We start from the raw sequence: 20,027 nt of genomic DNA on the forward strand, positions 1-20,027 counted from the left end.
GGGTGTAGACTATATTTTTATCTTAATTCCTACTTTATTTATAGGTTAAGTTATATTATTTCGATAGCGAGGTGTTCAAGATTATGAAGGTAGTCAAAAACGTTCATGAATTGATTGGAAACACACCTATGATTGAGATTACACAATTTGATTTACCTAGGGAAATCAGGATATTTGCCAAGCTGGAATATGTTAATCCAGGAGGAAGTGTAAAAGATCGTTTAGGAAAAGAACTGCTGCAAGAAGCTCTTGGCTCTGGAAGACTGAAGCGAGGCGGAACGCTGGTTGAGCCTACTGCTGGGAATACGGGGATCGGGCTGGCTTTAGCTGCTCTTCAGTACGAAATAAACGTCATACTATGTGTTCCAGAAAAATTCAGTATTGAAAAACAGCAGCTTATGAAGGCTTTGGGGGCAACGGTAGTTCAAACGCCTACTGAAGCTGGTATGAAAGGTGCTATAAACAAAGCTCAAGAGCTGCTGCGTGAAATCCCTGGTTCTTATTGTCCTCAACAGTTTGCTAATCCGGCCAACCCTATGACTTATTATAAAACCTTAGGGCCAGAAATATATGAACAGCTTGATGGAAAAGTTGACGTGTTTGTAGCTGGAGCAGGTACAGGGGGGACATTTATGGGTACAGCGAAATTTTTGAAAGAAAAAAATCCTTCTCTAAAAACAGTCATCGTGGAGCCAGAAGGTTCAATTTTAAACGGGGGGAAATCCGGTCCTCACTTAACTGAAGGAATTGGAATGGAGTTCATCCCTGATTATATGGAGCGATCTTATTTTAATGCTATTCATACTGTTGAAGATGTTTATGCTTTTCAAAGAGTGAAAGAGCTGGCTTTAAAAGAGGGGTTACTAGTAGGTAGCTCTTCAGGAGCAGCCTTTGAAGCAGCCCTTATCGAAGCAAAAAATGCAGAAAAAGGGGCTCATATCGTCACGATTTTTCCGGATAGCAGTGAACGGTACTTAAGTAAAAATATTTACAGTGGAGGAAGATAAGATGAAACGTAAAACACAGTTGATTCATGGTGGAATTGTTGGCGATGAACAGACGGGTGCTGTCTCTGTTCCTATTTATCAAGTGAGTACTTATAAACAAGAGGGAGCGGGAAAACATACGGGATATGAGTATTCGAGAACCGGTAACCCTACACGTCATGCCCTAGAAGAACTTATCAAAGAAATTGAAGGAGGGTATGCTGGGTTTGCGTTTGGATCTGGTATGGCCGCTACTACTGCCGTGTTCATGCTGTTTAACAGCGGAGATCATGTGTTAATTACAGATGACGTATACGGAGGAACGTATCGAGTGATCACAAAGGTACTAAGCCGTATCGGCATTGAGGCTACTTTTATTGATACAAGCGATATCCAAAATATCGAGAAAGAAATTCGCCCTAACACAAAAGCCATTTTTATTGAAACTCCAACGAATCCTCTTCTAAAAATTACTGACTTGCAGCATGCTTCTTCAGTAGCTAAACAACACCATTTACTTACCATCGTTGACAACACATTCAGTACGCCGTATTGGCAAAATCCTATCGAAAAAGGCGCAGATATTGTTCTGCACAGTGCAACTAAGTATTTAGGGGGACACAGTGACGTTGTAGCAGGGCTAGCAGTGGTGAATTCGCCTAAATTAGCTGAAGACCTTCATTTTATCCAAAATGCGACTGGAGGCATTTTAGGACCTCAGGATTCTTGGCTTTTAATGAGAGGGATTAAAACATTAGGAATACGAATGGAAGAACACGAATTCAACACGGGGAAAATAGTAGAATTTTTACTTGCCCATCCTGCTGTGGCAAAAGTATATTATCCAGGATTAAAAACCCACCCAAACCACCTCATTGCTAAAAAGCAAGCAAGAGGTTTTGGGGGAATGGTTTCGTTTGATGTGGGAAGCGAAGAGAAAGCGGAAGAAGTACTGAGCAAAGTGAAGTATTTTACATTAGCAGAAAGTTTAGGAGCCATCGAAAGCCTCATTTCCATTCCTTCTAAAATGACTCATGCTTCTATACCGAGCGACCGACGTAAAGAGCTAGGAATTACAGATGGATTAATTCGTATTTCTGTAGGTCTTGAAGATGTAGAAGATTTAATTGAAGACTTAGAAAGAGCATTGGAATAAAGGTGGTAAAAATAGGATTTTTATAGACCTATAGATCTATGATAGAGTAGAGTTATAACATTCTACTGAGAAGGTGATTGTATGAAAGCTCAACACATCAAAGCAAAAATTGAAGATTACAGCCGCTTTATTTACGTCCTTCTAGCCGTAAGTACATTCTTGTATATTGGTGTTATGATTGGCCAAGGTGAAAAAAGTGATATGCAGCTTGGAATAATGGAAGCGATCGTTATTCTTTTTACCGCCCTTGCTTTTTATTTTAGTTATCAAACTAAAAAACTAAAAAAAGAATTAATGAAAGAAAAAGAATAATAGATACAAAAAGGCGATGATCCATCGTCTTTTTTTTATGAGGGTTAAAAAAAATAAAAAAATTCCCTATTTTTCAAAAAAACAGTTTACTTTTTATAAGTTCGTGGATATAATTACCATTGTAAGGAAAATACTTTATTAAAAGGAGGTCGAGTCATATGTTAAGACGTTTATCAGGTATGGATCATTCAGTTTGGGCTATGTTCAAAAATCGTCTATATATGTATACTATTCGGCCGTGTTCCTGTATCAAGTAACTTTCTTACCTTGATCGTTAAAACACGTTAATTCACCACAGGTGCGAATAGTAGCCCTGTGGTTTTTATTGTCTTTCAGCCACAGGATGCTTATGCATAACTGTGGTTTTTTTTGTATAAGGAGGTGATTGGAATGACACTGAATATTTTCTTTTTAACTATTACCATAAAGTCCCGTCAATACTCAGAGGAAGAAATTAAGCATGAACAGTATGTAAGACAATTAGAAGAAGAAATAAAAGACCGCAAGTATGAATTTTATCGTCATTTCTAATTTGAATAGTGGAAAGGAGTGGATGAATGATGATTAATCAAAAAGGATATATCGTTGTATGGCTGCTTGTGGAGAAAGATTCCACCTAAATGACTAGTAGGGGGAGTAATGATGTGTTTGCTGCGGATTATCATTTGGAAATTATTTTAAAAAAAGAGCGGAAAGAAGGATTAATTCTCCTTCTTTCCGCTCTTTTTTTTCTCTTTTTCGGCTCTGTAAAATTCGTGAAACATTTTCATCAGCGCTCGCTTTTCAATTCGCGAAACATAACTTCTTGAAATATTTAATTCCTTTGCAATTTCTCGCTGGGTTTTTTCATCCTGCAAATCCAAACCGAAGCGGCCAACAATTACTTCTTTTTCTCGATCATCGAGGATATCGATATATTCTTTTATTTTTTCTAATTCCATATTTAGTTGAATCATATCGATTACATCGTCTGATTCTGATTTTAATACATCAATCAAACTGATTTCATTTCCTTCTTTATCCTGGCCAATTGGATCATGCAGCGACACATCTTTTTTTGTTTTTTTGAGCGCTCGCAAGTGCATCAATATTTCATTTTCAATACAGCGTGCGGCATAAGTAGCTAATTTTGTTCCTTTTCCTTGCGAATAACTTTCGATTGCTTTAATTAAACCGATTGTCCCAATTGAAATTAAATCTTCCGCATCCTCTCCCGTGTTTTCAAACTTTTTAACAATATGCGCAACGAGTCGGAGATTGTGTTCAATAAGAAGGTTTCGCGCTTCTTGATCTCCTTGTTCCATTAAAGATAAATATCTCTTTTCTTCAGCAGCAGACAAGGGTTGAGGAAACGCATTGTTTTTTACGTAGGAAACAAGGAAAACCAATTCTTTAAAGAAATAGCCTAGTGCGGTAAATAATGCAGACATCTCTACACCTCCATAAGGGGATATCAACCTGTGAGAGACTAACATTACACTATATGTAAAAAGAAGGATGTCTTTGCCTGTACGTTTAAAATTCCCCCCAGGGACAAGAGAGTTTGAAAAAGTCCATAGATTTTTCTTTAGAGATAGTTACCAGCCTATACAGAGAAAAAGTATGTACATACGCTAGTAGTAGTTTATAGTGTAAGGAGGGAGAGTATGTACGGTTACGGAGGCTGCTGTTATCCTAATTATCCAGCTTACCCATGCGGAGGAGGGTTCGGCTGGGGACTTGGATTGTTGATTGTTCTATTTGTTCTGTTATTAATTTTCGGAAGCTTCTATTGGTTTTTTAGCTGCTGGTGTTAAAAAAAACTCATGCATGTGCATGAGTTTTTTTAGATGACATATCCTACCGAATAGAACCATTCATTTTTAAGAATTCTTAAGGAATTTTCGCTTTGTTTCTTAAAGAAGATGATTTATTCTATAATTAAGAAAAGAAGCAAGATGATAATATTCCTTTGTAAAAGTAAATGGAGCTCTATACTTTTTTTAGCTTGAACGTACTAATCATCAAGCAAGCAAGTACGATAATTAAAAACATATAAAAGTGTGAAGGCAAATAAGGGACGCCCAAGTAGCTAAGAGTTAATAAACAACCTGCTGCGGTAATAGGGAGCCCTGTAAAATACCCGGTATTTTCTGTGATGTTAAAGCGGGCAAGACGAAGTGCTCCGCAAGCAATGTAACAGATGGTAACAATTGAACCTGCAGCACCAAAGTGAGATAAAATACTTTGATAAAGTAGTAGAGCTGGAGCGATGCCAAATGATATAATATCGCACATGGAGTCCAGTTGTTTTCCAAGTTCAGATTCAATTTGCAGCTTTCTGGCTACCATGCCGTCGAATCGGTCTGCTAACGCTGCTAAAAAAATTAGTAATAAACTTAAGTTCAATTCATTTTTCATGACAAATAAAATAGCAAAGCTTCCTAAACTTAAATTAACAATCGTTAAGGAGTTTGCCGCTTGGGATCTCAGCTTTTTAATTGTATGATCTAGATAGTCTAATAAAAACAATTTCCTCACTCCTTTAAAGGATGGAATGAACTAAAGGTAAAAATAATGGTAATTTCATTGTAGACGCAAACCTTATTCTAGTAAAGAACTATTCAGTATGTGGAGGTAAAATTATTGTTGCAGCACCTGTATCGAACGTTTATTGAGCTTACGAATCACCAGGGATCATCGAAGCTCATTCGAAAATTCACTTTCTCTAAATGGAGTCGGTTTATTATACCCTCCTATACAAAAGTTTTTAAAGTAAATAAAGAAGAAATGGACAAGCCTCTGCATCATTATCAAAACTTACACGAGCTATTTATTCGTCGTTTGAAGCCTTCTGCCCGTCCGGTCGATCAGCAGAAAGACAGCGTTGTCAGTCCTGTAGATGCAAAGATAGAAGCATATGGAGTCATTACGCCTCAAAAAGAAATGATTGTAAAAAACAAACCTTATTCTATACAGGAAATGGTTTCAAATGATCTCATTCTTGAAAAATATATAGAAGGACAGTTTATCATCCTCTATCTTAGTCCAAAAGACTATCATCGCATTCACAGTCCTCTTAAAGCACAAGTAGGGAATACGTGGACCGTTGGACAAAAGTCTTATCCAGTAAATTCATTAGGAATCAAGTATGGGAAAGAACCGCTTGTGAAAAATTTCCGGAAGCTCACGGAGTTAACATTTGAAAATGGTCACATGCTGATGGTAAAAGTAGGAGCCATGTTTATAAACAGCATTGAAGCGGTTTCTAAAAAAGAAGTAGTCGAAAAAGGGGAAGAAATGGCTTACTTCACGTTTGGCTCGACTGTCATTTTATTATTTGAGAAGAACTCAATCACTTTTGATTCTAACGTCCACTCAGGTTCTTACGTAAAATGTGGAGAACCAATTGCTCATTTGAAAAAATAGAGCCTATATAATAAAAGAGTAGATAGATAAATGAAGATGCAGCTTTCTTTTATTAAGAAGGCTCTTTTATTCGTTAAGAAGGGATTTGTATGCTAATCTTTAATGATCTTCTTTCAATTTCCTCTTCAATTAATTTTATAAAATCAGGGCTTAATTGCAGTTCGGTTGCTTTGCTGTATGACTCAATAAGCAGCTCATCTGATAATTTTCTCATAAGATTGCCGCCACCTCCTACTAAAATAAATATCCTAAAAAGTTATATTTAAATGCTAATAAATTCCTTATTTATAATCTAACATGAATCAAATAAAGGAACAATCGTTCTGTTATCCACAGCTTTCGGTGGATAAAATGTGGGTATGTTGTTTATAATTACCATTAATTGCTGAACTATAACAGAGGATAATGTGTATAACCTTATCCACATAGTTGGGGTTATCATTTTTTGTCGAAAACTTTTAACAGAATTTGTTTACCACTTACCCTATTTGATAAGTAATAAACGTTTTCTGCACTATTTTTTATTTTAAGTTTGCAGTGGGTAAATATATCGTAAGCTCACGAACAAATGGAGGTTTACTGCCTTTTGTCAATAACTTTCTGTATAAAGTTAAAGCATTCACAAGGCATATCCTTTATACTAAGAAAAGACCTGTTTTTGAAGAGAATAAAATTTTAGGTTGGAAAATAACAAGAAGTCGTTATAATGATAGACGGCGTTAATTTTAGTATGTAACTATATATTCGAGGTGCATGATACGTGTTGAAACTTTTTTTACCAAATGAACATGTGAAAAACGTGTTTCAAATTAAGCCAGACGATTTGAAAGAGCGCGGGATAAAAGGAATTATTACCGACTTAGATAACACGTTGGTGGAATGGGATCGCCCTGATGCCACTCCGGAATTAATTGAGTGGTTTCAGTTAATGAAAGATAGTGGAATTAAAATTACGATTGTATCGAATAATGTGGAGAAACGAGTCAAGCTGTTTTCAGATCCAGTTGGACTTCCATTTGTATATAAAGCACGCAAACCGATGCGTAAAGCATTTAGAAGAGCTCTTCGTGATATGGAGCTGCAAAAAGATGAGGTTGTGGTCATTGGCGACCAGCTTTTAACGGATGTATTAGGAGGAAATCGCCTAGGCGTATATACGGTTTTGGTTGTACCAGTTGCGCAAACAGATGGATTTGTAACGAAATTTAACCGTAAAATGGAACGAAGAATTTTAGGTTGGATGAAACGAAAAGGTATGATTAACTGGGAGGATTAAAACGTGAGTGAAGAAAAAATACAGTGCGTAGGATGCGGAGTGGAGATTCAAACAGAACGACCGAATGAACTTGGCTACGCTCCAAAATCAGCATTAGAAAAAGAAGCTATTATTTGCCAGCGATGCTTTCGCTTGAAGCATTATAATGAAGTACAAGATGTTTCCTTAACAGACGATGATTTTTTAAAAATCTTAAATGGAATTGGTCAAACGGACGGTTTGGTTGTAAAAGTTGTAGATATCTTTGACTTTAACGGCAGCTGGTTACCTGGTTTGCATCGATTTGTTGGAAATAATAAGGTTCTTTTAGTGGGAAATAAAGCAGATTTACTGCCGAAGTCTATAAAGAAAAATAAACTAATTCATTGGATGAAGCGAGAAGCGAAAGAGCTTGGCCTAAAATCAGTGGATGTGTTCCTCATGAGCGCGCAAAAAGGACAAGGAATTCGAGAAATTGCCGAAGCCATTGAACATTATCGCGAAGGTAAAGATGTATATGTTGTTGGATGTACAAACGTTGGTAAATCGACATTTATTAATGCCATTATTAAAGAAGTAACGGGAGAAAAAGATATTATTACTACGTCTCAATATCCGGGCACAACGCTTGATATGATTGATATCCCGCTTGATAACGGCGCGTCTTTATATGATACGCCTGGCATTATTAATCATCATCAAATGGCTCACTATGTAGATAAACGAGACTTAAAGTTAATTTCTCCTAAAAAAGAAATAAAGCCGAAGGTTTATCAGCTAAACGAAGGGCAAACGTTATACTTTGGAGGACTGGCGCGCTTAGATTATGTACAGGGAGGCCGCAAGTCGTTAACATGTTATGTATCGAATGATTTGCATATCCATCGTACAAAGCTTGAAAAAGCAGATGAGTTGTATGAAAAGCAAGCAGGTGAACTGCTTCAGCCGCCGCGCCCAGAGCAAATGAGTGAGTTTCCTGAACTTGTTGCACATGAATTTACAATCAAAAATGAAAAGACGGATATTGTTTTTTCAGGGCTTGGCTGGGTGACGGTTAATGAGTCAGGTTCAAAAGTTGTGGCGCATGCACCAAAAGGAGTCGGCGTATTTGTGCGCGATTCTTTAATTTAAACAAAAAGGGGAAAAAATCTTGAGTACATTATATGGGCTAGTTGGTTATCCGCTTGGGCATTCACTATCGCCATTGATGCAAAATGATGCCTTTAAACGTCTGAACATGGATGCGCATTATGAGGCTTTTCCAATTGAACCTGTTCATTTTGAGTCAGCTATTGGAGAGCTAAAAGATAAAAACATTCAAGGATTTAATGTCACGATTCCGTATAAAGTTGATATTATGAATCATTTGGATGAAGTCGATTCATTAGCAAAGGCAATTGGCGCTGTAAATACAGTTGTTAATCAAGATGGCCGTTATATTGGATACAATACCGACGGAGAGGGGTATGTGACTTCTTTACTCAAAGCAGTAGAAGGCGGCTTATCCCAAAAAAGCATTTTAATTATTGGAGCTGGAGGAGCTGCAAAAGCTATTTTTTATACAATTGCAGCTCAGCACGCTCCCGATGTAATTGCGATATGCAATCGTACCGTCGAAAAAGCAGCTTTACTAGCTAACGAGCTGCCTTTTTCGACGAAAACGGCGGCGATGTCTATTTCTGATGCGGAAAAACAACTAGATACATTCGATATTATTATTAATACCACTTCGGTGGGGATGTATCCTAACGTTGATGAGCTGCCTTTAGCACTTACTTTATTGCAAAAAGAAGCGGTAGTCAGCGATATTATTTACAACCCTTTAAAAACAAAGCTTTTGAAAGAGGCTGAAGCAAAAGGGGCAGGCACTCATAACGGTGTCGGTATGTTTGTACTGCAAGGTGCACTTGCATTTGAAAAATGGACGAAGGTCCGTCCTGACGAAGAGGCAATGGAACACATTGTTCTTTCAACACTAACTAAGAGATAAGATACAACGGAGGTTTTTATGTTAACAGGTAAACAAAAACGTTTTTTACGTTCAAAAGCACATCATTTAAATCCAATTTTCCAAGTAGGAAAAGGTGGAGTCAATGAAAATATGATTGGTCAAATTGCTGATGCATTAGAAGCAAGAGAATTATTAAAAGTAAGCATTCTGCAAAACTGTGACGAAGATCGTGACACGGTTGCTGCTCGATTAACAAAAGGAACAAAAGCAGAGCTTGTACAAGTGATTGGAAATACAATTGTGTTATATAAAGAATCACGTGAAAATAAGCAGTTAATGCTTCCAAAAGTGAAATGAAATAGAGCGGGGAAACCCGCTCTATTTAAAAATGAAGTAAATTAAAGGAGTCGGGGATTGTTGAAGAGTATTGGAATTTTAGGTGGAACGTTCAATCCGCCTCATTTGGGGCATTTAATGATGGCAAATGAGGTTTTGCATGCCTTGAAATTAGATGAGATATGGTTCATGCCGTCATATATTCCACCTCATAAAACAATCAAAGAGCCTATTGAGCCATATCATCGTTTACAAATGCTAAAGCTAGCTATTGAAGAACATGATCAATTCACCCTGCAGCCGATTGAATTTGAGCGCAAAGAACCTTCATATACATATGATACGATGAGAATACTAACAGAGAAATATCCAACGTATCAGTTTCATTTCATCATTGGTGCTGATATGGTAGAATATTTGCCGAAGTGGTATGAAATTGATGAATTAGTCAATTTGGTTACATTTGTAGGTGTAAAGCGCCCGGGGTATACCATTACGTCCCCTTACCCGATAAAAGAAGTAGAAGTTCCGCAGTTTGATGTCTCCTCTTCCTTTATTCGCGAACGAGTAGTAAAGAAAGAAACCATTCGTTATTTTATACCTGCTGGTGTTAAACAATATATCGAGGAGAATCAATTATATGAATCGAACTGAGGCATTAGAAATCGTAAAGAAACAGTTAACAGAACGTCGTTATATTCATACTGTCGGGGTAATGGAAACAGCAATTGAATTAGCTAAACGTTTTGAAGCAGATGAAAAAAAAGCAGAACTGGCTGCTATTTTTCATGACTATGCCAAGTTTCGTCCAAAGGAAGAGATGAAGCAAATTATTATTGATCAAAACATGAACCCTTCTTTATTGGAATACAATACCGAATTATGGCATGCTCCAGTAGGCGCGTTTTTAGTGAGAAATGAAGTAGGGATTACGGATAAGGAAGTATTGGATGCAATTGCTTACCATACATCCGGAAGACCTGGCATGACGTTACTTGAAAAAATTGTGTACGTTGCTGATTATATTGAACCTGGAAGGAGATTTCCAGGTGTTGATGAAGTGCGGGAGTTAGCTAAAACCGACTTAAATGCAGCACTTATTCAATCATTAAAGAATACTATTTCTTTTTTAATGACCAAACATCAGGCCGTTTATCCCGATACGATGATGACATATAATGATTTAATCTTAGGAGGTCAAACACATGACTGAACGTGAATTGCTATCTCTTGTTGTAGAAGCAGCCGATGATAAAAAAGCAATCGATATCGTAGCGTTAAATATGGAAGGAATCTCACTTGTGGCAGATTATTTTGTTATTTGTCACGGTAACTCAGATAAACAAGTGCAGGCAATTGCTCGTGAAATTAAAGAAAAAGCACACGAACAAGGCATTTCTGTGAAGCGTTTAGAAGGGTTTGAGCAGGCTAAGTGGGTGCTTGTTGATCTTGGAGATGTTGTGGTTCACATTTTCCATAAAGATGAGCGCGGATATTATAACTTAGAACGCTTATGGGGAGATGCACCATTTGTAAGTTCAGAAGAGCTACAGCTATGAGCAGGTACGGAGAATTTGCCTACGTATATGATCAGCTAATGGCAGACGTTCCGTATGACGATTGGGCTGAATTTTTTAATCAGCAGGTGGCAAAAGCAAAAACAAAGCCTAACAGTATATTAGACCTTGCCTGCGGCACGGGAGAACTCTCCGTTCGATTTGGAAAAGAAGGTTTCTCCGTAGTCGGCGTTGATTTGTCTGATGATATGCTTATGGTAGCTCAAGAGAAGGCAGCAGAAGCAGGGGTAACGCTATCTCTTTTTCAGCAAAACATGGCGGAACTTGAGTTATTGAAAGAGTTTGATTGTGTAGTAATCTTTTGTGATTCTTTGAACTATTTGCAAAGTGATAAAGAAGTTCAAGAAACCATTCAACGTGTATATAAACACTTAAAACCAGGTGGGCTCTTTATATTTGATGTTCATTCAGTGCACAAGATGAAGGACGTATTTGGAAATCAATCTTTTTCTTATGTAGATGAAGACGTGTCATATATTTGGAACTGCACCTATGACGATACAGACATGCGTGTAGAGCATGATATTACGTTTTTTGCTTATGATGAAGAAATCGATGCATATCATCGCTTTGATGAGGTGCATGCTCAGCGCACTTGGTCGATTGACCATTATCAATCATGGTTGAGCCAAGCTGGTTTTATAAATATAGAAGTAAGTGCAGATTTCAAAATGAGTAAGCCTACTTCAAACAGTGAGCGCATCTTTTTCTCTGCGCAAAAAAAAGAAGCCGAGTAGAGGCTTCTTTTTTTGTTTCAAAGCAGGATTTCTACAGAAATTATGGAATAAGACTATCAAACTGATTGTGAACAAGCTCAATGTCTTCGTCAAATTTTTCGTGTGTTTTTTGAAATACGTGCACAAACATCTCTCCGAGTTCAGCTTCTAAAACTTTAATACCTTCTCCAGTTACACCGCCTTTTACGCATACTTTATCCTGCAAGGTAGGAAGCGTAAATATTTCTTTTTCCAACAGTTTTCCCATTCCAATAATCATATCGCTGGCCATGACGGTAGCTTCTTCTTCAGAAATATTTGTTTCTTGAACTGCTGCATCAATAAAGCGTTGAAGCAAAAAGCTGAAGAATGCAGGACCGCAGCTTACGATATCGGATGATACGCGGGTAATCGTTTGATCAATAGCCACAGGCTTTGACATAGATGAAAATAATTCATGTAAATAATTTTGGTAAAAAGGCGTACATCTTTCTCCAAACGTGAAAAGAGAAACACCTGCTAATGCCCGATTCGTAATGCTAGGGATAATTCTAGCTGCTTGACTCGGAATGAGGCGTTCGATTTGTTCTACGCTAATTGGACTGGTAATGGATACAATGCAGTGATCTTTCGTCAGCAGTGGTTCTAATTTTATTAAAAGGGGGTGAATATCCAATGGCTTAACACAAATAAAAATGACTTTGGATGCGTGAACAACTTCTTCAGCTGTATCAGCAACATGAATTTTTTTATGCTGCTGTTGAATCTCTTTGGCCCTTTTTTTTGTACGATTCATAATAGTAATTTTAGAAGGACGTACGGCTTTTGATTCAATAAACGCATCAATTAATATTTTCCCCATGTTTCCTGTTCCGATAAACCCTATGTTCACTGATTCATTCCCTCCTTCAAAAGCCTTTTCTTCTAAACACTATGAAGACGTAATGGAATTTATGACGTTACTTCAAAATTCAAAGGAGTGTACAAGTTGACTTTTTCAAAAAAACAATGGCTAATTGGGTGTATTTGCTTAGCAGTTGGGTTGGCTTTTTATATCTATCGAACAGGAGGAGAGAAACCGGAAAGTTCTCTTCAAACCTCAGATATAATCAAGGCAGAATCTTCTGGTACAAAAAAAGAAGGAGAGTCGTCTAATCAAGTAATTTCAAGCCAAGATTCCCCGTTTGTGATGGTGGATATTAAAGGAGCTGTTCAGAAGCCTGGTGTATACCAGCTCCCGAAAGATGCAAGGGTAAAAGATGCTCTAGCACAAGCCGGAGGCGCTACGAAAGAAGCGGACTTAAGACAGCTCAATTTAGCTAGCAAGCTACAAGATGAAATGGCTGTGTATATTCCAGCTGCTGGAGAAGAAATCCCCCCTTCGTCTCCAGTTTCTTCAATTTCTTCCTCAGGAACTTCAAATGATCAGCCCCTTGTTAATATCAATACAGCGAACACTGATGAACTGCAAACGTTAAATGGCATTGGACCTTCAAAAGCCAGTGCCATCGTTTCATATCGAGAGGAAAATGGCTTGTTTCAAACAGTAGAGGATTTGGGAAAAGTATCAGGTATTGGCGAGAAGTCGCTAGAAAAAATCAAAGCTCAAATTACGGTACAGTAGAGACTTATTGACGAAAAAGGAAAAAAAACGCTACACTATGAAAGAGAAAAGTATCATTATTCAGTTTTAAATAAAAAGGCAGGGAATGAGATGAACCGGATTTCATGGGATCAATATTTTATGGCACAAAGCCATTTGCTAGCTTTAAGAAGCACTTGTGAACGTCTGGCTGTTGGAGCTACAGTGGTGCGTGATAAACGTATTATAGCTGGAGGATACAACGGTTCGATCAGCGGAGGCGTGCATTGTGCTGACGAAGGTTGCTATGTAATTGATGGCCACTGTGTAAGAACTGTCCATGCAGAAGTGAATGCACTCTTGCAGTGTGCTAAGTTTGGTGTGAAGACAGAAGATGCGGAAGTATACGTCACGCATTTTCCTTGTTTAAACTGCTGTAAAGCTCTTATTCAAGCGGGAATTAAAACAGTATATTATGCTAATGATTACAAAAATCATCCGTATGCTGTTGAGTTATTTGAACAGGCGGGAGTGAAAACAGCAAAAGTTGAACTTGATGAAGCAATCATTGACTTAAAAAGTAAAGAGAAGCTTCAATTTGTAACGGATGTTCTCGCTCGTTTAGAAAAAAGCGGAGCTGACGAAGCAGAAGTGATGAATTTACAGCGTGAAGCTCTCGCTTTGTTTACGGCAAATTAAAGGTAAAAGAGGTTTTTTACTTGGTAACAGTAAGAAGCCTCTTTCTTTTAAGGAAGAAAGGAGCTAAAAGTGAAAGGATATTATATTTACTGTGCTTTTAGCATGATGCTAGCCTTATATGTATATGATAATCATTCCGCTGTAAGCCTGTTTTTGCTAATCGTGCTTTTCATTTTTCAATGGCTACAATGTCCGAGGAAAGTGGTTATTGCTTCTACACTGTTGAGCGTTTTGTGCGTCTACCTATTAGCTGAGGCAAATAACCATAACAAAACGGTTCTTTTAGCTGAATCTTCTACTTTTACAGGCGAAATTTCATCTGTTCCGCATAGTGACGGCGACAAGCTTACTTTTAAGTTTACGGTTCAAAATGAAGAAGTCATAGCTTTTTATAAACTAAAAACGCTGGAAGAGAAACAGCAGCTCGAAAAGCTAACGATTCATCAAGTTTGTCAACTAGCAGGGCAATTAACTTCTCCTTCATCTGCTCGCAACCTTCATGCATTTGATTATCAGCAATATTTATACCATCAGTCTATTCATTGGCAGCTTAACGTCAAGAGACTTGATTTGGCAAAATGCCAGCTCCCCACCTTAACTCCACTTACGTACCTTACCTTTATTCGTCAAAAAGGAATTAATTATATTCAACAAAACATGTCGGATCCAGGCGCTGGATTTATGCAGGCACTAATTTACGGCGAGCGTACTGGGATCGAAGAAGAGAGTATCAAGCGCTATCAGCAATTTGGTTTAATACACTTGCTTGCCATATCAGGTCTTCATGTTGGACTGCTGACAGCGATGTGTTTTTATTTGCTCATTCGGATTGGAATAACGCGCGAGCGAGCCATTACGCTTTTACTTTTGCTTCTTCCTGTATACATGGTTTTGGCCGGTGGCAGCGCTTCAGTTGTCCGAGCTGTTTTTATGAGTATGCTGATGCTTATATCGATAAAAATACAAAGAAAAATTCTTTTGGTTGATAGCATCAGCCTTGCTTTTATGAGCATGCTGCTTTTCAAACCGTACTATTTATTTGATGTAGGATTTCAGCTTTCTTTTGCCGTTAGTTTTGCCTTGATTTTATCGAGTCAGACAATTTTACCTCGTTTTCATTCTTCTTTCAGCCAGCTCATGGCTGTTTCAGCGATTGCACAAGTCAGTTCACTTCCTTTATTGTTGTACTATTTTTATGGAGTATCTCTCCTCAGTTTGCCATTAAATATGGTTTTTGTACCGTTGTTTTCTCTTGTTGTATTACCTCTTTGTTTGCTCATTCTTTTTGTTCGTATCATCTTGCCGGGAGTGAGTGAATTGCTGGAGCAAATTCTTCATGTTCTTTTACTTGCTTGTGAAAAATTGCTTGATTTTTTTGAGTGGATTCCCGCTGATTTCGTAACGGGAAAACCCCACATTTTGCTGTTTTTGGGCATGTACCTATGCATTTATGCTTTATTTGTGGCGGTCGAAGAAGGGGAATTTTTCGTTCGCTATATGTTTCTTCTTGCGGCATTGTTAGCCGCACAATGTATGTATCCTTATTTGAATCCAAAAGGAACGGTCACAATGGTCGATGTAGGACAAGGAGACTGCTTTATCATTGAGCTTCCTTATCGAAAAGGCGTGTATATGATCGATACCGGAGGAACCGTTTCATTTCCAAAAGAACCATGGCAAAAACGCCGTTCTTCTTTTGACGTGGGAGAAGACGTACTTGTTCCCTTTTTGCATTCAAAAGGAATGACAAAGGTAGATAAAATGATTATTACACACGGCGATTATGATCACGCAGGGGCGGCACAGCATTTATTTTCACAAGTGGCTGTCGGAGAGCTGGTGCTTGGGAAAAAAGCCGAATTAAATGACGTAGAGACTGGCTTGGTGATCGCTGCTCAAAAACAAAGCGTGCCTGTTCAAATTGTTCAACAAGGAGATAGCTGGCAAGAAGGAGGTGTCTTATTTCAGGTTATTTCTCCGACAGGTTTCGAAGAAACGAGCAACAACGGCTCAATTGTAATAGACGCTAAGTTAGGAAATTTAAGATGGCTATTCACCGGAGATTTAGAAAAGGAAGGAGAACAAAGAATATTGAAAGACTTTCCCAACCTTAAAGCAGATGTATTAAAAGTGGGTCATCATGGCAGTAAAACCTCAACTTCAGAAGAGTTTGTTCAACATTTAAACCCTAAAGTAGCGCTTGTTTCAGCGGGGCAAAAAAATCGTTATGGTCATCCTCATCAAGAAATATTAGAGCTTCTGAAAAGCTACGGGGTGTATATTTACCGAACGGATGAAGATGGTGGGGTAATGTATGAATTTACAAAAAAGTCAGGAACGTTTTCGCAGCAACTTCCATAGTCTATAGTAAGAAAAACGAACTGAAAAAGACTGCTAAGAAGCAGCCTTGAAGCAATTTTACGAACCCAAGTAGTGAATCACAGTTGCAATAACAAATAAGGCAGTGAAAAAGCCAAATGAAACACCAAATCCTACGGCAGAATCGACAGCGTCGTTGCGTTTACTTTGGACACTTTCTTCAAATTGGTTCATTAACACCCCTCCTGTTTACAGTATAATCTAACTTTTTTTAAAAATCTAGACAATTTAAAAGCGTTTTCACAAACTGACAACAGTTAACAACTATACTTTATGAGCATGAGGAGAAAATAGAGATAAGGGTTTAATCATTAACAAATAAGTAACCTAGGGCTTATATTGTTGATGTTTATCATAAACTGAGGAATTGTCGTTTTAAGACAATTCCTTTTGTATTGTTGCCAAAAACTCATAACACCTTTACGATAGAAATTGTATTTTGTTTATCAGTAACTATACATAATCAATATAGATGAATAAAAAAAGAGGAGCGTATATACGTTGGCAGTTGATAGCTTAAAAAGTATTACCAAAAATAATATCGCCCCCGTTTATTTAATACACGGGGTTAATGCATTTATGAGTAAAAAGATTAGAGATAAAATCGTCGACTATACGTTGAATGAAGAAGATAAAGAATTTAACTTGTCCCTATACGATTTAGAAGAGACATCGATTGATCAAGTTCTAGAAGATGCTGAAACGCTTCCTTTTTTAGGAGACAAGCGTGTAGTGGTTGCGAAAAATGCAGCATTTTTAACGGCTGAAAAATCAAAAGATAAAGTTGAGCATGATCTGGCAAAACTTCAGCAATATGTCGAACAGCCCCCGTCTTTTTCAACGTTAATTCTTCTAGCCCCTTATGAAAAGCTGGATGAAAGAAAAAAAATAACAAAATTATTAAAAAAACAAGCAGCTTACATCGAAGCGAACGAATTTGGTGAAAAAGAAATGAAGCAGTGGATTCATAATTTGCTTTCAAAAGATGGAGTGAATATGGATGAAGATGCTGAAACGCTGCTTATTCAGCTTGTGGGGCTTAATGTAACGCTCGTGACAAATGAAATTGAAAAAATGGTGTTATACGTTGGACAAGGAGGAGTCATTACAAAAGAAGTGGTGCTTAAGCTTGTGGCAAAAACGCTTGAACAAAACGTATTTACGCTTATTGATGCTGTTATTCAGCGAAAGGTTTCTATCGCTTTAAATATGTATCAGGATTTGCTGCGTAACAACGAAGAGCCTATTAAAATTTTATCTTTGTTAGCGACGCAGTTTCGTTTAATTTATCATACGAAGCAGCTGTCTAGTCAAGGGTACGGTCAGCAGCAAATTGCTCAAACGATTAAGGTTCATCCGTTTCGTGTGAAAATCGCTTTGCAGCAGAGCAGAAGTTTTGAGGAACAGCAGCTTAAAGGAATTTTAAAGGATTTAGCAGAGGCAGATTATGAAATGAAGACGGGGAAAATGGATAAAGCGCTTATTTTACAGCTGTTTTTATTAAAAAGAGCGCAATAAAAAAACGATCCTAATGGGATCGTTTTTGTCTCAATTATGCAGATAAACCGTTAAGTTTTACTGCTAAGCGAGATTTTTGACGAGCTGCAGCATTTTTGTGGATAAGACCAGATTGTGCGGCTTTGTCTAATTTTTTAGAAGCAACAGCAAATGCTGCTTTTGCGTTATCTACATCGTTGTTTTCAACTAAAGCTTCAAAGTTTTTGATTGCAGTACGCATAGCTGATTTAGCTTGAATGTTATGAGCACGGCGAGCTTCAGTAGTTTTTACACGTTTGATAGCTGATTTAATGTTTGGCATCCGTTTCACCTCCCGAAATGATAACAATCGAGATTATATAGAACTCGACATTCTTCACAATAAGAACAAAAGATATTTTATCAAACACAAGGACAGAATGCAATAGCCTTGACAAGGAATTTTATCTGACAGACCTCTCTTTAAAAGCTTGTAGCTGATATTGCGCCCTTCCTTCTACTTTTCGTTTCTTAAATGCATGAATCTGCCAGTCCTCGGTGACAATAATTTCAACAAAGATTGTCTAGGAGGTTAAGAAATGGAAAAAGAACTTGATTTAAGTCAATATAGCGTGCGCACGGATCTAGCTGTCGAAGCAAAAGACATAGCGTTAGAAAATCAGCCTAAACCGAATAACCAGTCAGAAATCAACGGCGTAATTGTAAAAGAAAAAGAAGAACAAGGTGTCAAAATTTCAATGGTAGAAATTACGGAAGAGGGCGCAGAAGCAATCGGTAAGAAAAAAGGCCGATATGTAACCCTTGAATCGGTAGGCATTCGCGAGCAGGATACTGAAAAGCAAGAGGCTATGGAAGAAGTATTTGCTAAAGAGCTGAATTTTTTTATTAAAAGCCTCAACATTCCAGATGATGCTAGCTGTCTTGTAGTGGGTCTTGGAAACTTAAGTGTGACACCAGATGCGCTTGGACCAAAGGCAGTAGATAATTTGTTGATTACAAGACATTTGTTTGAGTTACAGCCTGAAAGCGTGCAAGATGGCTTTAGACCCGTTAGCGCCATTGTTCCGGGAGTAATGGGAATGACGGGTATTGAGACAAGTGATATTATCTTTGGCGTTGTAAAGAAAGTGAATCCGGATTTTATTATTGCAATCGATGCGCTGGCCGCTCGTTCGATTGAACGGGTAAATGCTACCATTCAAATTTCAGATTCAGGTATTCATCCTGGGTCTGGGGTTGGAAACAAGCGCAAAGAAATCAGTTATGAAACACTTGGCATTCCAGTTATTGCAATAGGTATTCCAACGGTGGTGGACGCTGTGTCCATTACAAGCGATACAATTGACTTTATCTTAAAACATTTCGGCCGAGAAATGAAAGAGCAGGGAAAGCCGTCTAAGTCGCTGCTTCCGTCCGGTATGACGTTTGGAGAAAAAAAGAAGCTCACGGAGGATGATTTACCCAATGAAGAGCAGCGTCAAACGTACCTCGGTATGATTGGCACTCTTCCCGATGAAGAAAAAAGACGTCTTATTCATGAAGTGCTTGCACCTTTAGGTCATAATTTGATGGTTACACCAAAAGAAGTGGATATGTTTATTGAAGATATGGCTAATGTAGTTGCAGGAGGACTTAACGCTGCTTTGCATCATGAAGTGGACCAAGAGAACTTTGGGGCATATACTCATTAATACGCTTTTAGATGAATGAGTTCTTCAGAATATAGTCATAATGGTTAGTACTACAGAAGATAAAGAAGTAAGGGGCCTAATAATATGATTAAATTTACTTTAAAATCAGTAGTGCTAACTATTTTTTTACTGTTCGTCGTATTTTTAGGAATGCAGACGGCTCAGCAAGGGCTGATTAAAATGAAGGGATATAATGATCCTTCGATTGAACATGTTATTAATGTGTCTAAAACGTCAGATGGTCAGGTGGAAGCTGCTGTTTTAGGTTCAAAAAAAGTTGTGAACATTGATGAAAAACAGCAGCTTTTAGAAAAACGAAAGGCTTTTAACTTTTTCTCCTCGCTAGGTCAAAGTCTAGCGGAAGGCGTGAAAAGTACAATAGGGAAAGCTTTTAAGGCTATCCATCATCTTCTTAATTAAAAGCAGAATCTCTTTCTGCTTTTTTGTATGGAAAAATCCCCAATGGAATGCTTATTGAATGT

General features: G+C 37.8%; 26 protein-coding genes. 20 read left to right on the top strand and 6 right to left on the bottom strand.

The window, feature by feature from the left end; all coding sequences use genetic code 11:
* Positions 1-83 precede the first annotated feature (83 nt).
* From SCI76_RS17560 to SCI76_RS17575, 4 genes are all read left to right on the top strand, one after another.
* Complete coding sequence (locus tag SCI76_RS17560) at positions 84-1,007, top strand: PLP-dependent cysteine synthase family protein (protein ID WP_028411670.1); 924 nt, start codon at positions 84-86, stop codon at positions 1,005-1,007.
* A gap of 1 nt (position 1,008) precedes the next feature.
* Entirely contained in the window at positions 1,009-2,142 is a 1,134-nt protein-coding gene (locus SCI76_RS17565) for a bifunctional cystathionine gamma-lyase/homocysteine desulfhydrase (protein ID WP_028411669.1), read from the top strand.
* A gap of 81 nt (positions 2,143-2,223) precedes the next feature.
* Positions 2,224-2,454 carry a YrhC family protein gene (locus SCI76_RS17570; RefSeq protein ID WP_028411668.1) on the top strand — a complete coding sequence of 77 codons (231 nt, stop codon included), beginning with the start codon at positions 2,224-2,226 and terminating at the stop codon, positions 2,452-2,454.
* Positions 2,455-2,844: 390 nt separating this feature from the next.
* Positions 2,845-2,985, top strand: a complete 141-nt coding sequence (locus SCI76_RS17575; protein ID WP_014458165.1) for a YrzI family small protein — start codon at positions 2,845-2,847, stop codon at positions 2,983-2,985.
* Positions 2,986-3,155: 170 nt separating this feature from the next.
* Here SCI76_RS17575 and sigK read toward each other — a convergent pair whose 3' ends face one another.
* A complete protein-coding gene (sigK, locus tag SCI76_RS17580; RefSeq protein ID WP_013059268.1) occupies positions 3,156-3,884 on the bottom strand; it encodes an RNA polymerase sporulation sigma factor SigK in 729 nt (242 codons plus the stop codon).
* Positions 3,885-4,100: 216 nt separating this feature from the next.
* On the opposite strand from sigK, the gene SCI76_RS17585 reads away from it, so the two are divergent.
* Positions 4,101-4,250 (top strand): hypothetical protein, encoded by a 150-nt coding sequence (locus SCI76_RS17585; RefSeq protein WP_014458166.1) that lies wholly within the window; start codon positions 4,101-4,103, stop codon positions 4,248-4,250.
* A 175-nt stretch (positions 4,251-4,425) separates the two neighbouring features.
* On the opposite strand, the gene pssA is transcribed toward SCI76_RS17585, so the two are convergent.
* Positions 4,426-4,965, bottom strand: coding sequence for a CDP-diacylglycerol--serine O-phosphatidyltransferase (gene pssA / locus SCI76_RS17590; RefSeq protein WP_013059266.1), 540 nt, complete (start codon positions 4,963-4,965; stop codon positions 4,426-4,428).
* Positions 4,966-5,079: 114 nt separating this feature from the next.
* On the opposite strand from pssA, the gene SCI76_RS17595 reads away from it, so the two are divergent.
* Positions 5,080-5,862, top strand: a complete 783-nt coding sequence (locus SCI76_RS17595) for a phosphatidylserine decarboxylase (RefSeq protein ID WP_028411667.1) — start codon at positions 5,080-5,082, stop codon at positions 5,860-5,862.
* Between the two features lie 73 nt (positions 5,863-5,935).
* On the opposite strand, the gene SCI76_RS17600 is transcribed toward SCI76_RS17595, so the two are convergent.
* Positions 5,936-6,076 carry a sporulation histidine kinase inhibitor Sda gene (locus tag SCI76_RS17600; RefSeq protein WP_013059264.1) on the bottom strand — a complete coding sequence of 47 codons (141 nt, stop codon included), beginning with the start codon at positions 6,074-6,076 and terminating at the stop codon, positions 5,936-5,938.
* A 549-nt stretch (positions 6,077-6,625) separates the two neighbouring features.
* On the opposite strand from SCI76_RS17600, the gene SCI76_RS17605 reads away from it, so the two are divergent.
* Genes SCI76_RS17605 through SCI76_RS17640 form a run of 8 tightly spaced genes read left to right on the top strand, consistent with a single transcriptional unit; the run spans position 6,626 to position 11,718 of the window.
* On the top strand, positions 6,626-7,138 hold the full coding sequence (locus tag SCI76_RS17605) for a YqeG family HAD IIIA-type phosphatase (protein WP_013059263.1): 513 nt from the start codon (positions 6,626-6,628) through the stop codon (positions 7,136-7,138).
* A gap of 3 nt (positions 7,139-7,141) precedes the next feature.
* The gene (yqeH, locus tag SCI76_RS17610) at positions 7,142-8,248 is read left to right on the top strand and encodes a ribosome biogenesis GTPase YqeH (protein WP_028411666.1); all 1,107 of its coding nucleotides are present in this window, start codon (positions 7,142-7,144) and stop codon (positions 8,246-8,248) included.
* Between the two features lie 19 nt (positions 8,249-8,267).
* The gene (gene aroE / locus SCI76_RS17615; RefSeq protein ID WP_080968622.1) at positions 8,268-9,107 is read left to right on the top strand and encodes a shikimate dehydrogenase; all 840 of its coding nucleotides are present in this window, start codon (positions 8,268-8,270) and stop codon (positions 9,105-9,107) included.
* Between the two features lie 18 nt (positions 9,108-9,125).
* Entirely contained in the window at positions 9,126-9,425 is a 300-nt protein-coding gene (gene yhbY / locus SCI76_RS17620; protein ID WP_013059260.1) for a ribosome assembly RNA-binding protein YhbY, read from the top strand.
* A 60-nt stretch (positions 9,426-9,485) separates the two neighbouring features.
* Positions 9,486-10,058: a nicotinate-nucleotide adenylyltransferase gene (locus SCI76_RS17625; RefSeq protein WP_025750563.1), complete on the top strand. Its 573-nt coding sequence runs from the start codon at positions 9,486-9,488 to the stop codon at positions 10,056-10,058.
* Complete coding sequence (gene yqeK, locus SCI76_RS17630) at positions 10,045-10,617, top strand: bis(5'-nucleosyl)-tetraphosphatase (symmetrical) YqeK (protein ID WP_028411664.1); 573 nt, start codon at positions 10,045-10,047, stop codon at positions 10,615-10,617. Before SCI76_RS17625 ends, yqeK begins: the two co-directional genes overlap by 14 nt.
* A complete protein-coding gene (gene rsfS, locus SCI76_RS17635) occupies positions 10,610-10,963 on the top strand; it encodes a ribosome silencing factor (RefSeq protein WP_013085071.1) in 354 nt (117 codons plus the stop codon). The genes yqeK and rsfS overlap by 8 nt, the downstream gene beginning before the upstream one ends.
* Positions 10,960-11,718 carry a class I SAM-dependent methyltransferase gene (locus SCI76_RS17640; protein ID WP_221831981.1) on the top strand — a complete coding sequence of 253 codons (759 nt, stop codon included), beginning with the start codon at positions 10,960-10,962 and terminating at the stop codon, positions 11,716-11,718. The genes rsfS and SCI76_RS17640 overlap by 4 nt, the downstream gene beginning before the upstream one ends.
* Positions 11,719-11,758: 40 nt before the next feature.
* Here SCI76_RS17640 and comER read toward each other — a convergent pair whose 3' ends face one another.
* Entirely contained in the window at positions 11,759-12,589 is an 831-nt protein-coding gene (comER, locus tag SCI76_RS17645; protein WP_025750559.1) for a late competence protein ComER, read from the bottom strand.
* A 96-nt stretch (positions 12,590-12,685) separates the two neighbouring features.
* Here comER and SCI76_RS17650 point away from each other — a divergent pair, with 96 nt between their 5' ends.
* From SCI76_RS17650 to SCI76_RS17660, 3 genes are all read left to right on the top strand, one after another.
* A complete protein-coding gene (locus SCI76_RS17650) occupies positions 12,686-13,321 on the top strand; it encodes a helix-hairpin-helix domain-containing protein (RefSeq protein WP_028411662.1) in 636 nt (211 codons plus the stop codon).
* A 90-nt stretch (positions 13,322-13,411) separates the two neighbouring features.
* On the top strand, positions 13,412-13,978 hold the full coding sequence (locus SCI76_RS17655) for a ComE operon protein 2 (RefSeq protein ID WP_028411661.1): 567 nt from the start codon (positions 13,412-13,414) through the stop codon (positions 13,976-13,978).
* A 69-nt stretch (positions 13,979-14,047) separates the two neighbouring features.
* Positions 14,048-16,339: a DNA internalization-related competence protein ComEC/Rec2 gene (locus SCI76_RS17660; RefSeq protein WP_221831983.1), complete on the top strand. Its 2,292-nt coding sequence runs from the start codon at positions 14,048-14,050 to the stop codon at positions 16,337-16,339.
* A gap of 57 nt (positions 16,340-16,396) precedes the next feature.
* Here the strand turns inward: SCI76_RS17660 and SCI76_RS17665 are convergent, their stop codons facing one another.
* Entirely contained in the window at positions 16,397-16,531 is a 135-nt protein-coding gene (locus SCI76_RS17665; protein WP_013059251.1) for a YqzM family protein, read from the bottom strand.
* Positions 16,532-16,858: 327 nt separating this feature from the next.
* On the opposite strand from SCI76_RS17665, the gene holA reads away from it, so the two are divergent.
* On the top strand, positions 16,859-17,875 hold the full coding sequence (holA, locus tag SCI76_RS17670) for a DNA polymerase III subunit delta (RefSeq protein ID WP_099331296.1): 1,017 nt from the start codon (positions 16,859-16,861) through the stop codon (positions 17,873-17,875).
* 34 nt (positions 17,876-17,909) lie between these two features.
* Here the strand turns inward: holA and rpsT are convergent, their stop codons facing one another.
* Entirely contained in the window at positions 17,910-18,176 is a 267-nt protein-coding gene (gene rpsT, locus SCI76_RS17675; protein WP_013085065.1) for a 30S ribosomal protein S20, read from the bottom strand.
* Positions 18,177-18,432: 256 nt separating this feature from the next.
* Here rpsT and gpr point away from each other — a divergent pair, with 256 nt between their 5' ends.
* Together gpr and SCI76_RS17685 are read left to right on the top strand one after the other, a co-directional pair.
* On the top strand, positions 18,433-19,545 hold the full coding sequence (gpr, locus tag SCI76_RS17680) for a GPR endopeptidase (RefSeq protein ID WP_028411658.1): 1,113 nt from the start codon (positions 18,433-18,435) through the stop codon (positions 19,543-19,545).
* Positions 19,546-19,629: 84 nt separating this feature from the next.
* On the top strand, positions 19,630-19,965 hold the full coding sequence (locus SCI76_RS17685; protein ID WP_028411657.1) for a YqxA family protein: 336 nt from the start codon (positions 19,630-19,632) through the stop codon (positions 19,963-19,965).
* Positions 19,966-20,027: the final 62 nt, after the last annotated feature.

It is taken from the genome of Priestia sp. HNGD-A6, assembly GCF_045784335.1.
In the GTDB taxonomy this organism is placed as follows: domain Bacteria; phylum Bacillota; class Bacilli; order Bacillales; family Bacillaceae_H; genus Priestia; species Priestia zanthoxyli.